This window comes from Aminobacterium sp. (assembly GCF_034926885.1).
Lineage (GTDB): Bacteria > Synergistota > Synergistia > Synergistales > Aminobacteriaceae > Aminobacterium.
In genome coordinates this window covers 38,712-61,790 of record NZ_JAYFQR010000015.1, presented here as the reverse complement: position 1 = coordinate 61,790, position 23,079 = coordinate 38,712, and the positions used below count along the sequence as shown (strand labels likewise).

At 41.2% G+C, this 23,079-nt stretch carries 23 protein-coding genes; 10 read left to right on the top strand and 13 right to left on the bottom strand.

Annotation, left to right across the window (positions count from 1 at the left end; translation table 11 throughout):
* Position 1: 1 nt before the first annotated feature.
* Positions 2 to 607 (top strand): hypothetical protein, encoded by a 606-nt coding sequence (locus VB083_RS06735; protein WP_213692195.1) that lies wholly within the window; start codon positions 2 to 4, stop codon positions 605 to 607.
* Between the two features lie 82 nt (positions 608 to 689).
* Here VB083_RS06735 and VB083_RS06730 read toward each other — a convergent pair whose 3' ends face one another.
* The 10 genes from VB083_RS06730 to VB083_RS06685 form a co-directional block, all read right to left on the bottom strand.
* On the bottom strand, positions 690 to 944 hold the full coding sequence (locus VB083_RS06730; protein WP_307879621.1) for a (2Fe-2S)-binding protein: 255 nt from the start codon (positions 942 to 944) through the stop codon (positions 690 to 692).
* Positions 945 to 987: 43 nt separating this feature from the next.
* Complete coding sequence (locus VB083_RS06725) at positions 988 to 3,123, bottom strand: heavy metal translocating P-type ATPase (RefSeq protein ID WP_323401888.1); 2,136 nt, start codon at positions 3,121 to 3,123, stop codon at positions 988 to 990.
* 67 nt (positions 3,124 to 3,190) lie between these two features.
* Complete coding sequence (locus VB083_RS06720; RefSeq protein WP_213692193.1) at positions 3,191 to 4,354, bottom strand: permease; 1,164 nt, start codon at positions 4,352 to 4,354, stop codon at positions 3,191 to 3,193.
* A gap of 86 nt (positions 4,355 to 4,440) precedes the next feature.
* A complete protein-coding gene (locus VB083_RS06715; protein WP_213692192.1) occupies positions 4,441 to 4,683 on the bottom strand; it encodes a thioredoxin family protein in 243 nt (80 codons plus the stop codon).
* Positions 4,649 to 5,023 (bottom strand): ArsR/SmtB family transcription factor, encoded by a 375-nt coding sequence (locus VB083_RS06710; protein ID WP_213692191.1) that lies wholly within the window; start codon positions 5,021 to 5,023, stop codon positions 4,649 to 4,651. Before VB083_RS06710 ends, VB083_RS06715 begins: the two co-directional genes overlap by 35 nt.
* 57 nt (positions 5,024 to 5,080) lie before the next feature.
* Complete coding sequence (locus tag VB083_RS06705; RefSeq protein ID WP_213692190.1) at positions 5,081 to 5,737, bottom strand: energy-coupling factor ABC transporter ATP-binding protein; 657 nt, start codon at positions 5,735 to 5,737, stop codon at positions 5,081 to 5,083.
* Positions 5,734 to 6,456 (bottom strand): cobalt ECF transporter T component CbiQ, encoded by a 723-nt coding sequence (cbiQ, locus tag VB083_RS06700; RefSeq protein ID WP_307879618.1) that lies wholly within the window; start codon positions 6,454 to 6,456, stop codon positions 5,734 to 5,736. Before cbiQ ends, VB083_RS06705 begins: the two co-directional genes overlap by 4 nt.
* Positions 6,443 to 7,054, bottom strand: a complete 612-nt coding sequence (locus tag VB083_RS06695) for a carboxypeptidase-like regulatory domain-containing protein (protein WP_213692188.1) — start codon at positions 7,052 to 7,054, stop codon at positions 6,443 to 6,445. The genes cbiQ and VB083_RS06695 overlap by 14 nt, the downstream gene beginning before the upstream one ends.
* Positions 7,051 to 7,653, bottom strand: coding sequence for a cobalt transporter CbiM (gene cbiM, locus VB083_RS06690; RefSeq protein WP_213692187.1), 603 nt, complete (start codon positions 7,651 to 7,653; stop codon positions 7,051 to 7,053). The genes VB083_RS06695 and cbiM overlap by 4 nt, the downstream gene beginning before the upstream one ends.
* A complete protein-coding gene (locus VB083_RS06685; RefSeq protein ID WP_307879617.1) occupies positions 7,653 to 8,444 on the bottom strand; it encodes a DUF4198 domain-containing protein in 792 nt (263 codons plus the stop codon). The genes cbiM and VB083_RS06685 overlap by 1 nt, the downstream gene beginning before the upstream one ends.
* Before the next feature lie 232 nt (positions 8,445 to 8,676).
* On the opposite strand from VB083_RS06685, the gene VB083_RS06680 reads away from it, so the two are divergent.
* The 5 genes from VB083_RS06680 to VB083_RS06660 all read left to right on the top strand — a co-directional run bounded on the left by VB083_RS06680 (position 8,677) and on the right by VB083_RS06660 (position 14,379).
* A complete protein-coding gene (locus VB083_RS06680) occupies positions 8,677 to 9,555 on the top strand; it encodes a PhzF family phenazine biosynthesis protein (protein WP_213692186.1) in 879 nt (292 codons plus the stop codon).
* A gap of 174 nt (positions 9,556 to 9,729) precedes the next feature.
* Positions 9,730 to 10,221: an Lrp/AsnC family transcriptional regulator gene (locus VB083_RS06675; protein WP_213691778.1), complete on the top strand. Its 492-nt coding sequence runs from the start codon at positions 9,730 to 9,732 to the stop codon at positions 10,219 to 10,221.
* A gap of 169 nt (positions 10,222 to 10,390) precedes the next feature.
* On the top strand, positions 10,391 to 11,836 hold the full coding sequence (locus tag VB083_RS06670) for a Na+/H+ antiporter NhaC family protein (protein ID WP_213691777.1): 1,446 nt from the start codon (positions 10,391 to 10,393) through the stop codon (positions 11,834 to 11,836).
* Between the two features lie 27 nt (positions 11,837 to 11,863).
* The gene (locus VB083_RS06665) at positions 11,864 to 12,856 is read left to right on the top strand and encodes an ornithine cyclodeaminase family protein (protein WP_213691776.1); all 993 of its coding nucleotides are present in this window, start codon (positions 11,864 to 11,866) and stop codon (positions 12,854 to 12,856) included.
* Between the two features lie 104 nt (positions 12,857 to 12,960).
* Positions 12,961 to 14,379 carry a sodium:solute symporter family protein gene (locus VB083_RS06660; protein WP_323401887.1) on the top strand — a complete coding sequence of 473 codons (1,419 nt, stop codon included), beginning with the start codon at positions 12,961 to 12,963 and terminating at the stop codon, positions 14,377 to 14,379.
* Positions 14,380 to 14,427: 48 nt separating this feature from the next.
* On the opposite strand, the gene VB083_RS06655 is transcribed toward VB083_RS06660, so the two are convergent.
* Both VB083_RS06655 and VB083_RS06650 read right to left on the bottom strand, forming a co-directional pair.
* Positions 14,428 to 15,990 carry an ABC transporter substrate-binding protein/permease gene (locus tag VB083_RS06655; RefSeq protein WP_213691676.1) on the bottom strand — a complete coding sequence of 521 codons (1,563 nt, stop codon included), beginning with the start codon at positions 15,988 to 15,990 and terminating at the stop codon, positions 14,428 to 14,430.
* On the bottom strand, positions 15,991 to 16,776 hold the full coding sequence (locus VB083_RS06650) for an amino acid ABC transporter ATP-binding protein (RefSeq protein ID WP_307879616.1): 786 nt from the start codon (positions 16,774 to 16,776) through the stop codon (positions 15,991 to 15,993).
* 203 nt (positions 16,777 to 16,979) lie between these two features.
* On the opposite strand from VB083_RS06650, the gene thrC reads away from it, so the two are divergent.
* The 4 genes from thrC (at position 16,980) to VB083_RS06630 (ending at position 21,646) form a co-directional block, all read left to right on the top strand.
* Entirely contained in the window at positions 16,980 to 18,176 is a 1,197-nt protein-coding gene (gene thrC, locus VB083_RS06645) for a threonine synthase (protein WP_213691677.1), read from the top strand.
* Positions 18,177 to 18,189: 13 nt separating this feature from the next.
* Complete coding sequence (locus VB083_RS06640; protein ID WP_323401886.1) at positions 18,190 to 19,317, top strand: threonine synthase; 1,128 nt, start codon at positions 18,190 to 18,192, stop codon at positions 19,315 to 19,317.
* A 107-nt stretch (positions 19,318 to 19,424) separates the two neighbouring features.
* The gene (locus VB083_RS06635) at positions 19,425 to 20,615 is read left to right on the top strand and encodes a PLP-dependent aminotransferase family protein (protein ID WP_213691679.1); all 1,191 of its coding nucleotides are present in this window, start codon (positions 19,425 to 19,427) and stop codon (positions 20,613 to 20,615) included.
* 59 nt (positions 20,616 to 20,674) lie between these two features.
* Positions 20,675 to 21,646, top strand: a complete 972-nt coding sequence (locus VB083_RS06630; RefSeq protein WP_213691680.1) for a mechanosensitive ion channel family protein — start codon at positions 20,675 to 20,677, stop codon at positions 21,644 to 21,646.
* Between the two features lie 44 nt (positions 21,647 to 21,690).
* Here VB083_RS06630 and VB083_RS06625 read toward each other — a convergent pair whose 3' ends face one another.
* A complete protein-coding gene (locus tag VB083_RS06625; protein WP_213691681.1) occupies positions 21,691 to 23,040 on the bottom strand; it encodes a 4Fe-4S binding protein in 1,350 nt (449 codons plus the stop codon).
* Positions 23,041 to 23,079: the final 39 nt, after the last annotated feature.

The window sequence follows — 23,079 nt, the reverse complement described above, 5'->3', positions numbered from 1 at the left end:
CATGACTCGGCACATGAAAGATGTTTTATTGCGTGAACCTGGAAGTGATCGGAATGAAAGGGAAGAAAAGCCTCTTTCATGGGAAACGGGAATTCCCATGCTTTCCAATCCTTTTGTTCTTATAGAATTTATCATATTTGCCCTCTTTATTTGGATTGTAGTAACGGGAATAGGCGTTATTGCTATTTTTGGTTTGAGTGGCGTTTTTACCATTTATGCTTTATGGCTGGCTATTAAGGTTGGGGGATTTGCCGCTTTAATGTTTAGTGGTGTTTTTGTTCTCGTTTCTCTTTTATTTTTCAGCAATCGTTTCTATGGGCGCTTTTATCTCGACAGAGAGGGCGTTTTGTATGTAACTGTACGTGGACGTGCCGTTTCTCATGCCCCTCTTTTTGCCACTCGTCCATTTCCTGTTTCTGACCTGGATGTAACGAAAAGAGCCGAGAAAAGAGTATATTGGAATCGTGTTGACACAATAGAACCCTTTGAAAAGTGGCGTGTTATTGGCTTAAAGAAAAAAAATAAAACGGTTCTCCGTCTCTATTGTCCTGATAAAGAGATATATGATCGTGCTTTGACGCGATGTATTGAAGCCGTCAAAAAGTAAGAGGGAAACGATATTGTTCCCCTCTTACTTTAGTATGCGATTTTATCTTTGTTGTCTCCACGAGACATAATCGCTATTTTTTTCAACCACAGTTGCCACTTGAAAGTCGTTCAAAAACAGGTACATAGATACGCAGAAGTTCGTTAATATCACTTGAACAACATTTCCCAGAAGGATTCAATGTCTCGCATTGATTTCCAGTACAGGCTCCGGTTATATTCTGAATATCTTTCAAGGTTTTTGCTCCATCTGTTACGGCACGCAATATTTGTTGTTTATTGATATTTTTGCAGTAACAAACGACAGTATCACGAGGTGCTTTTTCCCAGTCCATCATCTGTCTCCTCTCCTCTATAAATTCAAAAATTTTCTTCTTTATCTCATCTCGTATTCGCCGAGGTGAAGTTCATTGTCCGCGTCGAATTCAACACAGCCAGAAGGGCAACTCCTACATCAGCAAATACGGCTTCCCACATCCCTGCTATGCCTGCTATTCCGAGGGCTATGAAAAATCCTTTCGTAGCAAGGGCAAGAACAATGTTTTGCCACACTATATGCCGAGTTCTCCGTGCGAGAAGAAGAGCGTCTGCCACTTTAGAAGGAGCATCGTCTAAAATGACCACGTCGGCTGTTTCTATGGCAGCTTCAGATCCCAACCCCCCCATGGCTATGCCGATGTCGGATGCTGCCAGCGCAGGAGCATCATTAAGGCCGTCTCCGACAAAGATTGTTGTATTTTTGATGGGCAACTCCGATTTCAACTTGTTGAGTTCAGTAACTTTGTCTTGAGGCAACAAGTTCGCTGCATAGGTGTCGACTCCTACTTTATTTGCCACCCATTTTGCTCCGCTTTCTGAATCGCCTGTTAACATAACGGTTTTTTCTACGCCAGCTTTTTTTAAAGCTTGTAATGTTTGATAAGCGTCAGAACGAATAACGTCTGAAACAACAATATATCCGAGATAATGATTACCGCGAGTTACATGAACAATCGTTCCCTGCTCAGGTGTTGTAATGTTTTTGAAGCCCTCTTCATCAAGTAGCTTTGAATTCCCTACGTTTATAATTTCTCCTTCTATAACACCGTGTAACCCCTTGCCGGCAAATTCTTCAAGAGATTCTGGAGTGATAAGATTGTTTTCTTTAACAGCATCTGTTATAGAACGGGCTATAGGGTGATTTGATCCTTGCTCTAAAGATGCAGCAAGTGTAAGAAGTTCTTTTGCTTCAATGCCCTCTTGAGGAACAATTTGGGTTACGGAAAAAACTCCTTGTGTCAGGGTTCCCGTTTTATCGAAAGCAACGGTTTTTACCGAAGTAAGAGCATCGAGAACGTTACCGCCTTTGATAAGAATCCCCTGGCGTGACCCAGCTCCGATTCCTCCAAAATAACCGAGTGGAATACTGATTACCAGAGCGCAGGGACACGAAATAACGAGAAGTACAAGGGCTCTGTATAGCCAGCTTGCGAATGTGCCATTTCCTACGAGGGGTGGAATGATAGCAACAGCTGCGGCTCCTATAACAACCGCTGGTGTGTAATACTTCGCAAAGGTCGTAATAAAACGCTCTGTCGGAGACTTTCGGGCAACGGCAAATTCTACCATTTCGAGTATTTTAGCTATGGCTGTTTCCTCAAAGAGAGATGTAACTCGAATCGTAAGAACACCGCGTAAATTGATGCTTCCTCCATAGACGTTTTTGCCTGGTTCGGCTTGTATAGGAACAGGTTCTCCGGTAAGAGGCGATTGATCGATTTGAGAAAACCCCGATTCGATCATTCCATCAAGAGGTATCTTTTCTCCTGGCCTGACGATAATAAGATCGTCTATGCGGACATCTTCTGGTTTTAGCTCTATTTCCTCCCCATCTCTGAGGACTTGCGCGTGTTGAGGGCGGGCAGCCAGAAGAGACTTGATAGAACTTCTAGAACGAGAGGCAGAAATCTCTTGAAAGAGTTCTCCTGTTCTATAAAAAAGCATAACTGCTACAGCCTCTGGAAGTTCCCCAATAAGAATGGCAGCAATTGTGGCGATAGACATCAGGAAGAATTCGTCCATACCTTTTCGAGCTTTTAAATTTTTGAGAGTGTTCCAGAGTACTTCTTGGCCGCTCAGAAAATAGGCAAGGAGGAAAACGCCATATTCTCCTATAGCGTATGGCGTTGATGAAAGTTGTTTTCTGAAAATGAGACCAATGGCGAAAAGTAACGCTCCTGCAACTAAGCTTTTTCCTTCTTCTTGAAATCGCTCATAGAGAACTCTCCATGTTGAAGTTGAACTTTTTATCTGAAGAAAAGGTTCTTCATCAAGAGATTCCACGGTGACTCCGGGTTCAATACGATTAACGATAGCTTTGACTTGGTCTTCGAGATTATTACTGGCAGTTTCAACTCTCAGTATTTTGGTATCAAAATCAAAGAGAGCACCTGTAACGCCGGGAATATTCGATATTTCAGCCTCGATAAGAGAAGCGCAGCCATGGCAGTTAAGTTCTTTAAGCTTGTAGTGTTGCATATATATTCACATCCTTTTCGCTTGCTCTCGAAGCCCTGCGCAAATGTATAAATGCTAAACAGAGCCGTTAAAAAAAGGTTCCGTAAATAATTCCTGCTAAAGTGGATAGAATAACGACAAGAGAGACATAGGCAATTGTTTTTTTAGTCCCCATGATGCTTCGAATAACTAACATATTAGGGAGAGAAAGAGCGGGTCCAGCTAAAAGAAGGGCTAAAGCGGGACCTTTCCCCATTCCTGCCCCCATAAGCCCCTGAAGAATAGGAACTTCAGTTAGTGTGGCAAAATACATGAAAGCTCCGGCGATTGAGGCAAAGAAGTTTGAGAAGATGGAATTCCCTCCGACGAGAGCTGCAACATATTGACTCGGAATAAGAGCTTCATGCCCCGGGCGTCCCAACAGGAAACCAGCGAGCAGCACTCCTGAGAAAAGTAGTGGTAAAACCTGAAGGCCATATCCCCATGTTGCGCCAAGCCATTCACTTTGTTCATCTCTGGAGAACCATTTCACGGTGGCCCAGATAGTGGAAAGCAGAGCGAGACCGGCTAAAACCCACTTTACGTTATATATTGCTGCCCACGTTCCAGATTCCAGTTTAGGAGCAGCCCAGTTGGCAAAGACAAGAAAAATAACCATACTGGCCATAGTCCATACAGTTTGCCACAGAGGTCGTGTTGGCTCTTCTATGGGTACGGATGCGAAACCTTCCTGACGTTTCTCTTCCTCTTTTCTAAAAATAAAAGCCATGGCGAGCCCTATAAGAACGCTGAAGACAATGGCTCCAATGGCACGTGCCAAACCCATTTCAAAACCGAGAACCCTTGCTGTCAGGATAATTGCCAAAACATTTATGGCTGGTCCTGAATAGAGGAAAGCTGAGGCAGGCCCAATTCCAGCTCCCCGAGCGTAGATTCCGGCGAAGAGCGGGAGAACAGTACATGAACAGACAGCAAGAATTGTTCCTGAAACGGCTGCAACAGAGTACGAAACAATCTTTTTTGCCTGACTGCCTAAATATTTCATGACAGATTGTTGACTGACAAAAACAGAAATAGCTCCGGCAATAAAAAAGGCCGGTACAAGACATAGTAGAACGTGTTCTCTGGCATACTCATGGAGCATGGCCAGAGCTTCTATCGCTGCTCCGTGAACGCGAGGGGCGTCTGCCGGTAGAAAATAAAATAACAAAAATGCTGAAACAATCCATAGAAATTTTTTTCGATCACTCATACTGTTTGCGTCCTTTCGTTAGTAAGTGGCGAATACTTCACATAAGCCTCTTAAATAAACCCCGATTGAAAAATCGGGGTAGTTTCTTACTTTATTTCGTTGCGGAGGAGGTCTTTTAGAGCATTTTCTGTTGGCACTCGACCTGCAAGAAGCACTTTCCCGTCTACTACGAGTCCCGGAGTACCAATGACCCCGAAAGACATAATATCCTTAATATCTGTTACCTTTTCAAGCTCATAATCAATGTTCAAATCATGTGCTGCTTTTTCAGTCATTTCCGCAAGTTTTTTACACTTAGGGCAGCCTGTTCCCAGTATCTGTATCTTCATTTTTTGTCTCCTTTCCCATCATGCACAAGCACGAAGCATAATGCTCTTTATGAATCGGATGTCCCTGAATAGTATGTTCAACACATTGCAACATAGAGAAGAGACAACGCATTTTCAAAGAGTAATAAATATGCAAACCCTCTTTACGGTCATCTATAATATCAAGATCCCGAAGAAGGGCGAGGTGCTTGCTGATGGTTGTTCTATCAAAGTGGAAAAGATCAGCGATTTCGCAGGCACACATTTCTTTCTTGGCTAGGGCTTCCACAATGGAAAGGCGTACGGGGTGTCCTAACGCTTTAAAAATGGCGGCCTTTTCTTGTTGTAGCTTTGCATCCAAACCAATCCCTCCCTATGTGGCAATATTACCACATAGGGAGGGATATATGTCAATACCTTATTGTGAAAATGTGAGCGTTCCAGATGAGAGTTCGTATCCCTGGTGAGTTACATGTTCCAGAAAGGGGATGTCATGCGAGGCGATAATAAGAGCCATATCAAGCTGATTTAGAACATTTACGAGATTGTGCCAAGCATCTTCATCAAGACCACTTGAAGGTTCGTCAAGCAGCAATAGGTCTGGTTTCATTGCAAGAACGGCTGCTAAGGCTCCTAGTCTCTTTTGCCCCCCAGACAGGGCATATGGAGGCGTATGGGCAAGATTGGATATGTTAAGGGTTTCCAAAACATCTATAGCTTGTTTATGGGCCTCTTCTTTATTGATGCCTGCATTGAGAGGGCCAAAGAGCACGTCATCAAGCAGTGTTGGGCAAAAAAGCTGATCATCGGGATCTTGAAAAAGGAAGCCTATTCTCTGGCGTAAATACCGAAGATCCTTTGAAGTTTTAATCACGTTTCCCTTAAGAAGGATGTCTCCTCGCTGTGGGCGGAGCAATCCCATAATCAGAGAAAAGAGAGTGGTTTTCCCTGCTCCATTTTTTCCTCGAATATAGATTTTTTCTTTTTCAAATATTTCAAAAGAGAGATTTGTAAATAAAGGCAAACTTCTGGGATAGGCAAAAGCAATATTTTCTAAGCGCAATAGTGGCATCATACAATAAAACACCCCGCCAACAGAACATAGAGAGCTGCCATGCGAAGAGTATCAGGAGACGAAGGTATTACATGAGAGGGGAAAAACGGGAAAGAGCCATTAAATCCACGTAATACCATAGCTTTAGAAACTCGCTCTGAACGAATGATACTTCGTATAAGCAACATGCCGACAAGGTTACCGTAAGCGCTGAATGTTGTAAAGGATAAAGAAGGATGGAATCCTCTTAATACCATGCTTTTATGAATTTTTTGTAGTTCTTCTGACAAAACGTGAGCATATCTATATGTGAAGTGAAGCAAAAGAATAAGCTTTTGGGGAACGTGAAGAAGGTGAAGTGCCTGTAGAAGGTCTGGCATGGATGTTGTCCGCAAAAGAGCTATAAATGCCAAGGTTGCTGCATGAGCTCTAATTGTAATAAGCAACGCAAGGTGGGTTCCACTTTCAGAAGAGAAAGGAAGCGTTAACCACATCATAAGAATAAAACCATTAAGAGCAAGAAGACGAGAACTAAGTACCTTGATGGGAATACGAGCAATAGCAACGAGCATAATAGCATAAACAAGCAAAAAGAGTTGTGCTGCAACAGATTGCAGAAAAGCGACACATAAAGCGAATATGAAGACAAGCACAACTTTAATCGAAGCAGGAATTCGATTTAAAAAGCCTTCAGGAATATCAATTTGATAGTTTAAAGAAGGAAAATTACTGTTGCCCATACTTTTTACGTCCTCCAACCCAGAGGGCTACTCCAACAAGACCTACAATATACCCTATCCCGCCAATAATTTCACTCAATTTAGGTTTTGAAATCTCCTTACGAAGCAAAAAAAGTTCGTTTCGAAGAGGGGCCATTTCTTTTTGAACGATTTCCTGCATAAGAGCAGAAATATTTTCTTCTGAGAGAGAGATTGTTGAATTTGAACTTTCTGTTGCATTTGAATTAGTTTCTTTTTCTGCTTTTTCTGTAGCTTTATCTGGTTCTGCTGTGTCTATGGTTACTACAGTTTGCCCCATATGCCCCATACCGCCATTTACTGAAACCAAGAGAGACTGTAGGTCTGTTATATCAATGGGGATAGAAAATTGGCCCTTTTCGTCAGTAGTTCCTTCGGCAATTAGATTATTTTCGGTGTCACTAACGTGTATTGCAGAATGACGAACCGGCGCTCCATCATTGAAATAGGCTTCCCCGACAAGAGTATTGTTTTCGATATAAGCAAAGACACTTAATTTATGAGCAGATGCTACACCAGCCCATATGAAAAGAATCATTGTTATACTCAAAAATTTAACAAGTAATGTTCTTATTTTCATTTTTTCCATTCCTCCAAAAGAGACGGCATAACACGAGAGATATATGTCATGATAAAAGCCCCGACAAGTGATTCTATTCCTATAACGGGAATATGGGCAAGAAGAATAAGTTTGGCAGTCATGAAAAAGGCTTCGCCACTTCCCGCAAGAGCAAGAGCGGTAAAGATGCCAGCACCAGCTACGCCAGTGGCGCCAGCTAAAGCTCCGGCAAGCCAGACAGGTTTCCCAAGACGTAGAAGGTACCGTCCTAATAGCCCTCCCAATATGCCAGATAAAGCCATAGTACATGTATTAACCCCAAGCACCACAAGACCCCCGAACTGGAAAAGAAGAGCCTGAAGAAAGAGGGCAACAAGATATGAGGGGAAAAGACCTAATCCTAGTAAAAGACCTCCGATGCCATTCAGAATTAAGTGAGCACTTGTTGGACCAATATTAACGTGTATGAGAGATGAAACGAACAAAGCAGCAGAGACGATTCCTGCACGAGGAATCGTCTCTATGTTTATTTTTTTTAAACCAACTGCAACACCTGCAGCAGCTCCTGAAGCTCCAATAAGAAGAACAGGAAGAGAAAGTACACCTTCTGCAATATGCATTAGTTTTTATTCACCGTCTTTACCCACAAAACTGCCCCTAATTCTATAGCGGCATCATTTTTGCCATCAGGGGTTTTCATCGTTTCAGGAGCATCTGTAAGAGCTGCAAAACCCCACCATCCTTCCCATGGCATTACGTACGTGAAAATACCTTGATCATCTGTGCGTACTACCTGGGTAATAAAAGGATCCGCAGGAGCTTTGACAGCATTTTCCCCATTATAAAACTCGACTTCTACATCTGCACCAGAAACAGGCTTTCCATCAACCACAACTTTTCCCTGAAAAACATTGCCAGCCCATAGGCCATAAGGGCGGGTGAGAGGAATAATTTCTGCACGAAGACCTACTGGTTCATCCCAACCTTCTTCCATTCCGAAAGCATTAACAACAGTTTTTGTGTAATGAATAATATATTTATCTTCTGCTGGTTCCCAGTACGGAGAAGGTTCTACGTAAAAGATATGGTCTCCTGGGCGTTTTATTGCATAAGAAGCTTTCCAGCTTTTTAAACCGTCTTTTGATGTTTCTTCAGTAAGAGTTTTCATAAGATCTGTCTTTTCTGAGCGAGCCATAACTCCAAATTGAACGGGCTTTTCCATATTCATAAGCTGTTGTTCAAATGGATGTGTAAAGAGGAGATTGAGCTCCACCTTTTTTTCTCCATCTTGCGATACGATATTTTGGCTAGGTAAAATAACTTGAAAATGAGCCCATAATGGAGAAGCGAAAATAAATAAAGAGCAAACCATAACAAGAGGAACAATAATTTGTTTTTTCCAGTTTCTCACTGCTAAAAACCCCCTCAAAAATTATCGTGTTACGAATTGTGTTTATAGTGTTACTCTTTGTGCTTAGTTTGTCAAGTTAAATAAAGGTATAATACATATATAAATAGCACTTTTTACTTCCTGACAATTTCCCAAGTGAGCTTGCTTCAAACCTACAATAATTTCCCGTGGCCCATAGATTTGCTTGTATAAGCATTTTTAGAGAAAAAACAAAATGAGGGGAGGGGAAATAATGAAAAAGCATGAGTTTTATATTGTAGATGTTTTTGCTGAAAAAAAGTATTCAGGGAATCAGCTTGCCGTTGTACGTGACGCAAAAGATTTTTCCACAGAAGATATGCAGAGTATTACTCGAGAGATGAATTATTCAGAGACGACGTTTATTATGAACGATTCACCAGTTAATGGTGGATATGCTGTTCGTATCTTTACTCCAGGGGGAGAGGTGCCTTTTGCAGGGCACCCCACATTGGGAACGGCAGCTGTTATTGCTCGTGATATTGCACCGGGTAACCCCGATTCTATTGTTTTGAATCTCCAGGTTGGGCTTATTCCTGTAATGCGCGAGGATCAACTGTATATTATGAAACAGAATCAACCGGAGTTTGGTCCAGTTTACCCTGTTGAAGATTTGGCAAAAGTATTAGGTCTTAATGCGAAAGATTTTGATACGCAGACTCCTATTCAATGGGTATCTACAGGTTTGCCTACAGTAATTATTCCTATAAAACGTAGAGAAACTCTTCTTCGTATTCGTATAAATCGTGATGCATATGAAGATTTTATAGAGAGAGTGGGGAAAGTTGCTCTTTCTATCTATTGTAAACAACCTATTCATAGTCAAAATCATCTTCACGTTCGGGTTTTAACCTCTTGCTTTGGAGTGGAAGAAGATCCTGCAACTGGAAGTTCGGGGGGATGCCTAGCTGCCTATCTTGTTCGTCATAAAGTTTTAGGAACGCCTTCCATAGAAAATATACGTGTTGAACAGGGATACGCTATTAATAGACCTTCTCTTCTCTTCCTTTCAGCTAGAGATCATGATGGAGGAGTAGTTGATGTTCACGTTGGAGGAAGCGTTATTTTTGTTGCAAAGGGCGAATTAATATAAGATAGATACTTCAAAGGGGCTGCAAAAAAGCAGCCCCTTCTTTTTATCAAAATTTAAAATTATGAGTTAGTTTTAATTTAGCGGCAATAAATACAAAATGCTTTATTGACTTTATTTTATATGAATGGTATATATGTCGATAAAGACAAAATAATGACTGAAAGGGAAAATAATATGTCTGAAACGGTCACAAAAAGAGTAATAGATGAACTCGATATAGCGATTATTAGAGAATTAAAAGAAAACAGCCAAAGATCCGCTGCTGAAATAGCGCGAATTCTAGAGGCAAATGAGCGCACTGTACGACGGAGAATCGATAAGCTTGTTGAGAGTGCTGTAATTCGTTATTCAATTGTCGTTAACCCTTTAGCTTTTGGATACATTTCGGCCGTAGATATTTTTCTACAAATTGATCCTCAAAAGGAAGAAGCAGCGATCGAATGTTTCTTAAATACTCCGGAAATTTTTTATGTAGCGAGAGGACAAGACGATAACAGCGTGTCTATACAAGCTCGTTTTAAAGATAATGATGCGATGTTTAATTACCTTTACAAGATCTTGCCGGAAGTACCAGGCGTAACAGTAAAAGGTTTTGCCTTGATTCCCAGAATAATCAAAACGGTGGATAGTTGGATGCCAAACTTAGATGAGCAAGGAGTTAAATAAGTTTAGGTAGAGCATAAGTTCCCCGTATTTCCCCTAATGTTCTAGTAGAAAGAAATTGAACAGCATGCTTTTAAGCACGCTACAGTAATGTTTTTGTCTCTCTATAAAGTCTGACTTTTTAATATATTTTTAATATATGAAAAGCTATTTCATAGAAGGAGGGGGACATATGGAACAGAAAGTTGAGCAAAAAACGAAAAGGAAGATTAGTTTTCCTGAAGCTGTCGGTTTGTTATTTTGTTTTGTTGCTATTCTTATGTGGAGTGTTTTGAAGGCAAAGATACCTACAGGTATGGCTATTTTACTTTGTACGGTGCTTGCGTCTACCTATGGAATGTTTATATTACGGTTTTCATGGGATGATATTTTAAAACGGATACTCCATGTTTTTGAAGTAGGCATGCCAGCAATTTTTATTTTGCTTATGGTTGGTTTAATTATCGCTTCGTGGTTGGCTTCTGGAACGACTCCAATCCTTATTCTTTGGGGATTAAAAATTTTGAACCCATCTATTTTCCTTGTTTCTGCCTTTCTCATCACAGGTATCGTTTCCATGGCTACAGGGTCTTCGTGGACGATCGTGAGTACTTTTGGCGTAGCTCTTATTGGTATTGCTCAGGGTTTGGGTATTCCTGCTGGTCTCGCAGGTGGAGCAATTGTAGCTGGTTCTTTTCTTGGGGATAAATGGAGTCCTCTTTCAGATTCTTGTAATTTAGCAGCTGCTGTAACAGGACAAGATGTTTTCAAACTTTTTAAAAGCATGTTTTCGACATCGGGTGTGGCCGTTGGACTAGCGGTCATTATCTATGCTGTTCTCGGTATGCGTTACAGTGGCGGTGCCATTGATTATTCTATTGTCAATACAGTAACAGAAGGCATTACAAATCAGTATACAATGAATGTCATTTTGATTACTCCCATTTTAGTGGTATTAATTCTTGCCATATTAAGAAAGCCCATTCTTCCAGTTTTGATATTAGGTGTTGCATTAGGTGCCATACTTGCCGTTTTTATTCAGGGAATGACCTTGCCTCAGGTTTTTAAAGTTCTATATAGTGGGTACAAGTCAACCTCCGGTATAGCGTTTCTCGACAAACTCCTTAGTGGTGGAGGGCTGAGTTCCATGATGGGACTTACTTTAATTATTTTTTGTGCCTTTTCATTCGCGGGAGCTGTGGAAGAGATAGGGGTGCTTGATATTCTCATCGAAAAACTAGGCAAATTAACTTCTTCTTCGGGTCCCCTTGTAACAACATCTCTTTTTACAACCATCCTTACGGTTTACCTTTCCAGTAGCGTATATGTTGCCATGATTCTCAACGGCAGAATGTACTCTCCAGCATATAGACGTATTGGATTAGGAGACATAAATGTTTCTCGGACGATTATCGAATCAGCTTGTTATTCTGGTGCGTATGTTCCCTGGAGTGGAGGGCATCTTGTTATAACTGCTGCTCTTGGCCTCACGTGGAAGGAATTCGCACCATATCTTTTTAACCATTGGATTACCTTAATTTTAGTTGTTTTCTTTGCTTTTACAGGGAGATTTATGGAAAAAACAGAGAGAGCTTCTTCATCTGTATCTTTAGAAGAAGATCACGCTGTAACGGCCTAAGCATTACATAAAGAAGGGGTGTTCTCTATGAAAAAGGTGAATTTCAGATATTTGTCACAAGAAGATGTTATGGGACTTGGCCTTGATTATAAGACCATTATTGATGTGGTAGAAACTGCTCTCGTTGCTCATGGAAATAAAGAGATTGAAATGCCTCCGAAACCTGGAGTTCATACGCGCCCTTCATGTTTTATTCATGCCATGCCTGCATGGGTAAAAGATCAGGATATTTGTGGGTTGAAATGGGTTAGCGGCTATCCTGAGAATTACAAGCATGATTTGCCCCACATCGCTGGCCTTCAAATTATGAACGATGCAAAGACAGGCATGCCTCTTTGTATTATGGATTGTCGTTGGATTACTGCTGTGCGAACAGCAGCTGTTACGGCTATTACTGCTAAATATTGTGCTCGAAAAGATTCAAAAACCCTTACAGTGCTTGGAACAGGGGTACAAGGAAGATTTAATGCCATTATGATAAAAGAGGTCCTTCCTGGTCTTGAAAAAATATATGCCTACGATAAGTTCGAAGAATCAGTGGAGGCTTATAAGAGAGATATCTCTACATTTTTGAATGTAGAGGTAGAAAAAGCGGAAGACCTGGAATCCGCTATTCGTGATTCAGATCTTGTTCTGACTGCTGGAGTTGAAGTCCCTACCATTCGTTTCGATTGGCTAAAAGAGGGATTCTTAGGTTTCGGGCTAGAGGCTGCACGTGCTTGGTATGGTGATGTTATTGAAGGGATAGATAAGTTTATTACTGATGATATTGGTCAGACGACATATTGGTATGAAAATATGCAAGGAGCGTTTCACGCAAAACCAACAATTTATGGCGAACTTGGGGAGGTCGTCACAGGAAGAAAGAAAGGGCGAGAAAATGATTCTGAGCGAATTCTAGCAATAAATATTGGTATGGCTATTGAAGACATGGTCCTTGGTCAGAAAGTATATGAAGAGGCAGAGAAGAAGAATATAGGAGTTGTTTTGTCTCTTATGGAGAAGGCACGTCTTTTCTAGTAAAAGTTTTATTTTAATACGCGCATAAACTTCAGCAAGGAATTGGGGCAGATTCTTCTGCCCTCAATTCCTTATTGGTATTTGAGAAAATGAGGGGAGATTGGATGTATAAAATAGCTGTAATGGATGGAGCAATGATTGCGCTGTATTTTGTTGTTGTTCTCTACATTGGTTTCCATTTCAAGGAAAAAATATCTGGAACAACTGACTATTACTTAGCTAATCGAAGCCTCGGTTTTCTCGTAATTATGGCTACTGTATCTGCCTCAATTATAGGTGGGGCTTCCTTGATTGGACGAGGAGGTATAGTTTATTCTGATGGAGTTGTTGGCATTCTCTTGGCGGTACCTTATCTCATAGGAATGTATGTTTTTTCTCTTATATCAGGGCGAATACAATCAGTTGGCAAAAAATTTAATATAGGCTCAATTCCTGATCTCATGAGATTCCGTTTTGGTCCCAAAATCGCTTTAATGACTGCTGCTCTTGTTGCATTTACAATGATGGCTACGGTTGGCTCACAAATTACGGCTACCGCAACGATATTGAAAACTCTCGGTGGAATTTCTTATGAAGCAGGAGCATGGATCGGAGTTTCGGTTTTTGTTACATATACATTCTTTTCCGGTTTATATGGCGTCGTTTACACGGATGTCGTTCAATTTTTAGTGCTTATAGTTTTTGTCTATATGATACTTCCTTTTATTTGTGTTTCGAAGGTTGGGGGTGTTACTCAACTTTTTCATTCAATTCCAGATCACATGCTTCAATTTAACATCTCGCCTAAAATCATAGGGTGGATATTTACCAATCTCCTTTTCACCCTTGCTGGAGCAGAAATGTGGCAACGGGCCTTCGCTGCTAAAAGTCCTCAAGATGCAAAGAAAGGTATGCTTTTGGGAAATACAATCTATGGCTTTACAATCATTATCAGTGTTTTTATCTCTCTTTGCGCCGTAGTTCTTCTTCCGGATATTATAGAAAAGTATGGAACCGCCGATGCGGCAGTGCCGGCAATGGTTATTCATTATCTTCCTGTAGGAATTACTGGCATTACTATTGCAGCTTTAATGGCTGTATTAATGTCTACAGCAGATACATATCTTCTTATTTCTGTTCAGACTATAGTTTCAGATATAATAAAAGCTCTATCAAAAAATCTTGATGATAAAAAAGAGCTTTTTTTATCTAGAATCTTTACCATCCTTTTGGGGTTTGGCGCGCTGATTATTGCTCTTTATATTCGCCAGGCTTACGCTGCTTTGATGTTTTCATGGACCTTCTATGCTGCTTCTTTAGGCTTTCCAGCTCTTGCAGCTCTTTATTGGAAAAAAGCAACAAAAATTGGTGTCGCTGCAGGAATAATTGCAGGATTTGTGGGAAGTACTTGCTGGAGACTTATAGGGTCCCCTTTACATCTTAGTCCATCCATTGCAGGTTCAGTAGCGTGTGGAATTGTTATTCTTGCTGTAAGCCTTATAACATATAAAGAAGAAACAAGAACACCTTTTCCTGAAATATGAACAATAAAGGGGCTGCAAAAAAGCAGCCCCTTCTTTTTATCTTTTATTTTAGTAGCTTCCTGGTTTTTTCCCAACAAAGGAGTTGGAATTTTTCTGTGTTTTTCCACCCTTTACAGCAACAGCCATTTTCTTCTCTGTCCACCGGGCGAGCCGAACAAAGGGCAAGCCGAGTAAAAAGTATATAACAGCGACAATAATTCCCGTTCCGAAATAGTCATAATAAGTTGTAGCAAGCTGGCCGTAGGCTTTTGTGAGATCAACCATGGTAATAACCGAAACCAAGGAAGAATCTTTTAAAAGAGAAATAAAGTCGTTGGTTACTGGAGGCAGGGCAACCCTTACTGCCTGTGGTAAAACAACATGTTTTAATGCTTGCCAACGTGTCATCCCGAGGGCAAGTGCTCCTTCCATTTGTTGACGGGGAACAGAAAGTAACCCTGCCCGGTAGTTTTCAGCTTCATAGGCTGCATAGTTAAGACCAAGGCCGAGAACGCCTGCAACAAATGGACTTAACTTAATCCCAATATTAGGGAGTCCGTAGAAAATGAAAAAGAGCTGTATTAAAACAGGTGTTCCTCGAATGGCTTCTATATAGGCAATGGCAATACGAGAAAAGAACGTAGGGCCAAAAATCTTAGTCATGGCTAAGATCAGCCCAAGTAAAATAGCCAAAACCATAGCTGCAATAGAAACCTTAATAGTAACCAGCGCTGCTTTTCCTAGAATGGGGAGAAAACTCGTATATCTGTTTATACGCTTTTCCCATGTAATTTCCGGTTTTTGATGCTCTGCCCAGTAATTAAACATAGAGGCTTCAACATTTCGTGGCGAAAAATCTTGAAACATTTCAGCCATCATCGGACTCCAGAGATTCCAGCGGTCATAAATCTCTCTTAATTTTCCGCTATCTCGAAGGTAGACAATAGCTTCATTGATTTTAGAGAGTAGTTCCTTATCTTCTTTGCGAACGGCAATGCCGTAGTCCATGCGACCGACAGGAGGTCCGACAAAGACAATCTCCGGATTAAAACCGGCATAGTATACGGCGATAGGATCGTCAAAAAGTGTGGCGTCCAATCGTCCGTTTTCGAGGTCATTAAAAGCATTGATCTCGTCTTCGTATGTTCGAATGTCTTGAATGCCAGCTTCAACGAGAGTGAAATAGGCATATGATTGTTTCAGTGTTCCTACAACTTTACCTTTGCAGTCTTCCAGAGTTTCTATGTTTTTTGTTCCCTTTCGAACAGCAAGCTGCAGGAACGTAGAGTAATACGGAATAGAAAAGTTTACGACTTCTTTATGTTCCGGTGTAATTTCAAGACCATCTATGGTTACATCATATAGATGCCTTTCTAGCCCGGGGATGAGATTATCCCAGCCGTTTTGAACAAATTCAGCTTTCATCCCCAGATAATCGGCAATGGCATCCATAATTTCTACTTCATATCCAATAAGGCGATCCATATTAAACGGATCGTAGAACATGTAAGGAACGCCGCCCTCAGTGTCTCCTCCCCAGCGTAATAAAGGCTTTTCAGAAGCCTTTAAAGGAGATGCCAATATCACAACTAAAAGAAAAAGAGAAAAGAAAACACGCGTAATATGCTTCATTTATGCTACATCCTCTGTAAGGTGTCGAAGAAAATCTTTCGTTCTTTTATTTTGAGGCGATTCGAATAAAATATCGCCATCAGCCAACTCGACAATCTCTCCACCATCCATAAAAACAATGTAATCAGAGGCATTTCGAGCGAAACGCATGTGATGAGTAACGATAATTTGAGTCATACCTTCAGCATCAAGATCTTTCATAACCTGAAGAACCTCTCCTACAAGTTCAGGATCAAGAGCTGATGTCGGTTCATCATATAGCATGACTTTGGGATTCATTGCAAGGGCACGGGCAATAGCTCCACGTTGTGTTTGCCCGCCAGATAAAGTGGCTGGATATTTGTGAATGTGTTCAGATAGACCTACTTTTTCAAGTAGTCTTAAGGCTGTTTCACGTGCTTCTTCTTCACTGGCTTTTTTGACAACCATAGGTGCCAGCATGACATTTTCAAGAACGGTTTTGTGAGGAAAAAGATTAAAACTTTGAAACACCATTCCCACTTCTTGTCTCATGAGATGGCATGCTTCTAGAAACTTCTTGTTCAGATTTTTTTCCTTACCTGTGCGGCTTACTGTAACGCCGGCTATGGTAATGGTTCCTGAGTCGATGTACTCGAGACAGTTGAGACACCGTAAGAACGTTGATTTTCCACATCCAGACGGTCCTATGATAGAGACCAGATCTCCCTCTTTAATATCTATGGAGATTCCATTTAAAACTTCTCCATCCTCAAAGCTCTTGCACAGATTTTCAACGTGAATCAAAGGTTCAGCCGCACGTGTCAACCTGTCTCAACCCCCTTACTATTTTTTTGTGTGATTTCACTCTCCCCGATTTGGTTTTGAGTCTTAGTATTTTGATTACAAGCAGGCATAGTATGACAGAAAAAATTGGAGATGCAAGATATAAAAAAGGAGGAAAAGAGAAAAATAAAGATTCTCATTACGTTATAATTTTTAAAAAGATATAAAGGAGGTTTATCGTCTCCATGTCTGAAAAAAAATTTATATGCACAGCTTGTGGAACATCTTTCCCCATTCGAAAAAATATTTCCAGATGCCCTAAGTGTCATGAACCTCTTGAAGTTGAAGAGTTTTTTTCAACAGAAATTTGTGCTGAAGAAACGTCGGATATTTTTAAGCGGTACAAGAATTTTTTCCCATTCAAATCTTGCAGTGATACTTTTTCTTTAGGAGAAGGAATGACACCTCTTCTTTCATCACCATCTTTATCCAAAAAATTAGGAGTGCATAACGTCTTTTTAAAGAACGAAACAGTTAACCCAACATGGTCTTTTAAAGACCGCGGAACTGCATCGGCACTAAGACATGCTGTGGAATTAGGATTCCATCGTATTGGAACAGTATCTACGGGAAATATGGCTGCCTCAGTAGCTGCATTTGGTGCAAGAGCGAATCTCGAAACAACCATTTTAGTGAAAGAAGATCTTCCTATTGAGAAACTCAACCCTATAGCTATATATAATGCACGAGTCGTTAAGGTTTATGGTGATTATAGCCTACTTTACGAAGAGAGCCTTCGCTTGGGAGAAAAATACGGCATTTATTTTATGAATTCAGATGTCCCTTTCAGAGTGGAAGGATCTAAAACTATAGCCTTTGAGATCTGTGAACAAACAAAATTTAATGTACCCGATGTGGTTATTGTCCCTACAAGCGCGGGAGGAAATATACGGGGTATCGAAAAGGGTTTTAGAGAATTTTACAAGTCAGGTCTTATTCCCCACATGCCTCTTATTGTTGCGGCGCAGGCGGAAGGATGCGCCCCTATTGTTGAAGCGTATAAAAAAAACGCTAACAGCATAGAGAGGTTTCCCAGTCCCCATACAATTGCCCACGCTATTGAAAATCCTTTTCCACCCAGTGGAAATCAGGTTTTGCGAGTTTTATCCAGACAAAAAGGTGTCGCTGTGGCAGTTCCTGAGAAAGAGATTCTTCAAGCCCAGCGGGAATTGGCTGGAACGGGACTCTTCGTACAGCCCGCTTCTGCTGTCTCTTTAGCGGCAATACCTATTTTGATAGAACGTGGAATTGTTACATCCAACCAACAGGTGGCTTGTATTTTGACGGGGAGTGGATTGAAATATACGGCTGCTTTTGAGGCTCATAAGCTTACATCTGAGGATGTAAACATAGATTCTTTGGAAGACTGTGTTCGCGTATAGGGAGTGATAGCATATGCTTCAATGTCAATGGTGCCAAAAACGTTATAGTGAGGAAGAAAAACCTTGGAAATGTTCATGTGGTGGGCCTCTCCTTTTAGAGGTGGATCAGACATCCTTCCCTTCTCCGGAACTTCTTGCTTCTCGTTCCCATTCTTTATGGCGTTATGAAGAGGCTCTTCCCCTCAATAAGAACACAAACCCTGTTACTTTTGGAGAAGGGATGACTCCTCTTGTCCTTTCAGAGTTGGAAGGCTTTCCCATCTTTTTTAAGCTGGATTATGTTTGCCCTTCAGGCTCATATAAAGACAGGGGAATAGCCTATGAAATGACCAAACTTAAGGAGCTTGGCATATCTTCCATTATAGAAGACTCTTCAGGGAATGCTGGAGCGGCTATGGCAGCTTATGCGGCCAGGGCAGGTATTCACTGCCAGATTTTTGTCCCTGGCTATACGTCAGCAGGGAAGTGCGTACAAATCGAAAGTTATGGTGCAGAACTTGTTCGTGTTCCAGGAAGCCGAGAAGATACGACAAAGGCAGCAGAGCAGGCGGCAAATGATATCTATTATGCCAGCCATAATTGGAGCCCCTATTTTGTTCACGGAGTAAAAACGTATGCCTTTGAAGTGTGGGAACAACTTGGCTATGAGATTCCCGACAAGATTATTGTTCCGGTAGGGCAAGGGAGCTTGGTTATAGGGTGCTATCTGGCTTTTCAGCATCTTTATGAAGCGGGAAGAATTGAGAGGCTACCCCAGATTATTGCCGTTCAGGCAAAAAAATGTGCGCCTCTTTATGAAGCGTTTATTCAGGGTAAAAACGAGCCTGTCTCTATATATAAGGAAGAAACTATTGCTGAAGGCATAAGTTCGTCACAACCTGTTCGTGGCCGAGAAGTTCTTGATGCCATAAAAAAAACAGAGGGGATTATTATGGCTGTAGACGATAATGAAATAGAGAAAGCTTTTTATGCTTTGGCTCGTGCGGGTTTTTATGTAGAACCCACAAGTGCTGTTGTTGGGGCAGCTTTGTGGAGATTACAACAACAAGAAAAACTTTCACGGGGAGAAAAAACGGTGGCTTTCCTCTCCGGTTCTGGGCTAAAGGCCACAGATAAAATTCTTCATCTGAGAGAAGAATAAGAAGAAAAATTCAAAAATATATAGGAAATAGAAATTTCTATTTCCATTAAGCCCTCTTTCTTGGTATAATCCGCCCTAAAATTCTTAAACGACAGGAGGGCTCTACTATGAACAAATGTGTCTTTGCAGAGCGAATGAAAAATTTCCAGGCATCGGATATTGCTGCCATTCTTAAAGTGACGGCTGATCCTGAAATTATTTCTTTTGCTGGTGGCCTTCCGGCTCCTGAACTATTTCCGATAGAAGAGTTGAAAGAGGTTGTTGCCCAGGTTCTCGAGAAGGATGGAACAAAAGCCTTGCAGTACTCGACAACAGAAGGATACGCCCCTCTGCGGGAAAAGATTGCGAGCCGGATGAACCGGAAATATCAGACCCGTTTGGAGAGTGGCAATATTATGATTACCACCGGGTCACAACAATCTCTTGATCTTTTAGGTAAAATGCTTATTGATGATGGAGATGTTGTGTTGTGTGAGAGTCCCACATATCTCGGTGCTCTCAGTGCTTTTAACGGATATAATCCACGTTATGTCGAAGTCGAAACAGATGATTATGGCATGGTTCCTGAAGCCCTTGAAGAAGCTTTGACGAGAGAAAAAAGAGCGAAGGCAATCTATGTTATTCCTGATTTTCAGAATCCAACAGGCAAAACATGGACCGTTGAGAGAAGAAAGGCTTTCATGGATGTTATAAGCCGTTATGATATTGTTGTTATTGAAGATAACCCTTATGGAGAACTTCGATTCAAGGGAGAGGTCCCTCCATCTCTCAAGTCTTTTGATAAAGAGGGCAAAGTTGTTTTGCTTGGAACATTTTCAAAGATTTTTTGCCCCGGGATGAGAATTGCATGGCTTTGCGCTGATGGGGATATCTATGAAAAATTTGCGTATCTTAAACAGGCAGCAGATCTTCATTCCCCAACATTGAGCCAGTATGAAATTAACGCCTATATAGATATGTATGATCTTGATGCTCATGTAGCTCGTCTTATTGATGTGTATAAAAAACGATGTAACGTTATGATAGAAACAATGAAGGTGGAATTCCCTTCTTCCGTTTCATTTACAATTCCCGAAGGGGGACTTTTCACTTGGGCCATTTTGCCAGAGACGCTTAGTGCCAGAGATTTACTTATGACATGTCTCGAGAAAAAAGTTGCCTTTGTGCCAGGCGGTGCTTTCTTCCCTAACGGGGGACACGAAAATACGTTACGCCTGAATTATTCCAATATGCCACCCGAGAGAATTATACGAGGTATTCAACTTCTCGGAGAGGCGATAAAAGAACATCTTCGATAAATTTCAAAAGCCTGGTTCCTTATGGAGCTGGGCTTTTTTTATGGAAGGAGGATTTTGTAATGGATCGTTATGATCAAGATTCCGCAGAGTGGCGTGAAGATCTGATTCGATTCTTTCTTAAACCTTCTTTTTTCATGACGTTGATTCTTCTTGTTCTTGTTTTTTTCCCGATCGTTGGAGTAAATGTTCCCAAATCGTTGTTCCAATTTGTAATGAGCGCTTTCAGAATAGCTTTCGTTGCAACATGCGGCTGGTTTTTAATCCGTGGTGTTTATCTTTTGGAGAAAGTATTCACGAAGCATTTTAACCTTGATTCTTCTGATAATCTAAGAGCCCGTAAAATTCAGACGCAATTTCTTGTCTTTAAACGTCTCTTAATCATCCTTGTTTTTATTGTTGCTTTTTGTTTTGTCCTGATGGGTTTTGAAAACTTTAGACGAATTGGATCAGCTCTTCTTGCATCTGTTGGAATAGCAGGAGTGATTATCGGTTTAGCTGCCCAAAAAACGGTGGGAACTCTTTTTGCGGGAATACATCTTGCCATATCACAACCTATTCGCATGGATGACGTCTTAATTGTTGAGGGGGAATGGGGACGCGTTGAAGAAATTACATTTACATATGTTGTGCTTAAAATATGGGATTCGCGACGTCTTATTCTTCCCACAACGTATTTTCTCGAAAAGCCATTTCAGAATTGGACACGCACATCAGCCGATCTTCTTGCCTACGTGTATATCTATGCAGATTACACTTTAAGCATTGACCAGATGCGAAAAGTTTTAACTGACATTCTTGAACAGTCCGAATGGTGGGATCATCGTGTAAACGTTTTACAAGTTGTCGATTGCACAGAAAAGACAATGCAGCTTCGTGCACTGATGAGCGCTTCAAATTCTTCAGATGCGTGGGAGTTGCGATGTGAAGTTCGGGAGCAGCTTCTTGTGTGGATGCAAAACAATGTTCCGGAGGCATTGCCTCGCTTTAGAATAGAATCTTTTCTTGAAAAAGAAGAGGGAGCCGCTCTTTAAACAGAGAAGCTCCCTTGTATTTGTTCTCTATTGTTTATATATGCCTATTCCTGCAAAAGTTTTTTTACGGCTTCCCTAATAACACTTACCTCCATCTGATATTCGGCTGCTAATTCCTTGAGCGGTTTATCTGGGGAAGCATCAAGAGGCCAGCCTACTTCTTTTAAAATGCTTTCAGCTTCAAGATCATACATTTTTGCCACATCACCCAATGTCATAGATCCCTTTATTTCTTCTGGATTTAGGGGAGGAGCAGCTGACTCTACAGCAGGTTGTTTCATTTGTTTTTCGAAATATGCTTCAAGAGATGCACGAAGTTCTTCATCGTTCACTCCTTCAATGTTTTTCAATGAAACATCTCGGGGAATCTCTGCCGGGAGTTCCGCTATTTCTATGACCTTTTCTTCAGAGAGTTTTACTGTCTCTGCTACTTGTTTGAGTGTCATCCAGCCGTAGATACCTCCGGCGGGATTGATTTGTGCTTCAACTGTGGAGGGTGCGTATGTCATCCACATTCCAGAAATGCGGGCACCTCCATAAATAGCAAAAAATAGAAGTAATCCTGTTATTCCTATTGCGAAAGAGGAGAGCTTTTTCTTTCCGATTCCAAAATAGAGAGTCTGCTCTACAGGGCATTTGTCGGTACATTGTCCACACGAAATGCATTCTGCGCTCTTTTCAACGTCCTTAGATTCTGGATCAAGATTCACAGGACATGTCTTATGACACAAATGGCAATGAATACACGTAGAGTCGTTTCTTCGAACTTTGACGAAACTTAATTTTTGTCCGATAGCGAGAAGTGCTCCTAATGGACAAAGATAACGACACCAAAACCGTTCAATCCAGAAACTGGCAATAATAACTGTGCCAAAGAGAATGATAAATGCCCACGGTTTTTCTACCATTTCCCCCCAACCGGCACTTAAATGCATCCAGGCAACCCATGGATCGTAATCTCGCCAAGCAAGAGTACCAAGACGCCATGTAAAGAAGATAATAACGAAAAGAACAATATATTTTAAATACCGTGCAGGTTTATCGATAGAAGGAGGAAGTTCCCGTTGAGTAATACCCAGTTTTCTCGCACCTTTGGCAGAAAGTTCTCCTAACGTTCCCAAAGGACATATCCAACTACAAAAGATGCGACCTACGAGAATTGTTATGGCTACAATACCAATAAACAAAATAAGAGAGCTTGGTGCTAATCGTCGAAGCCACGTTCCTGTTTTTAAATAGGCGTAAAGGCCCTCTATGCCGCCAAAGGGACATAATGCATCAACTGGTGGCACGCCTTCTGGGCCGCCTCCAAGAAGTTGGTGTCGATATCCTACCCACGTAAGAAAGGCAAGAAAGCTTATCTGAACAATCAGACGGACCTTCTGAGATTTCATGGGCATTCCTCCTCTTTTAAACGATATTTTAATCGTATT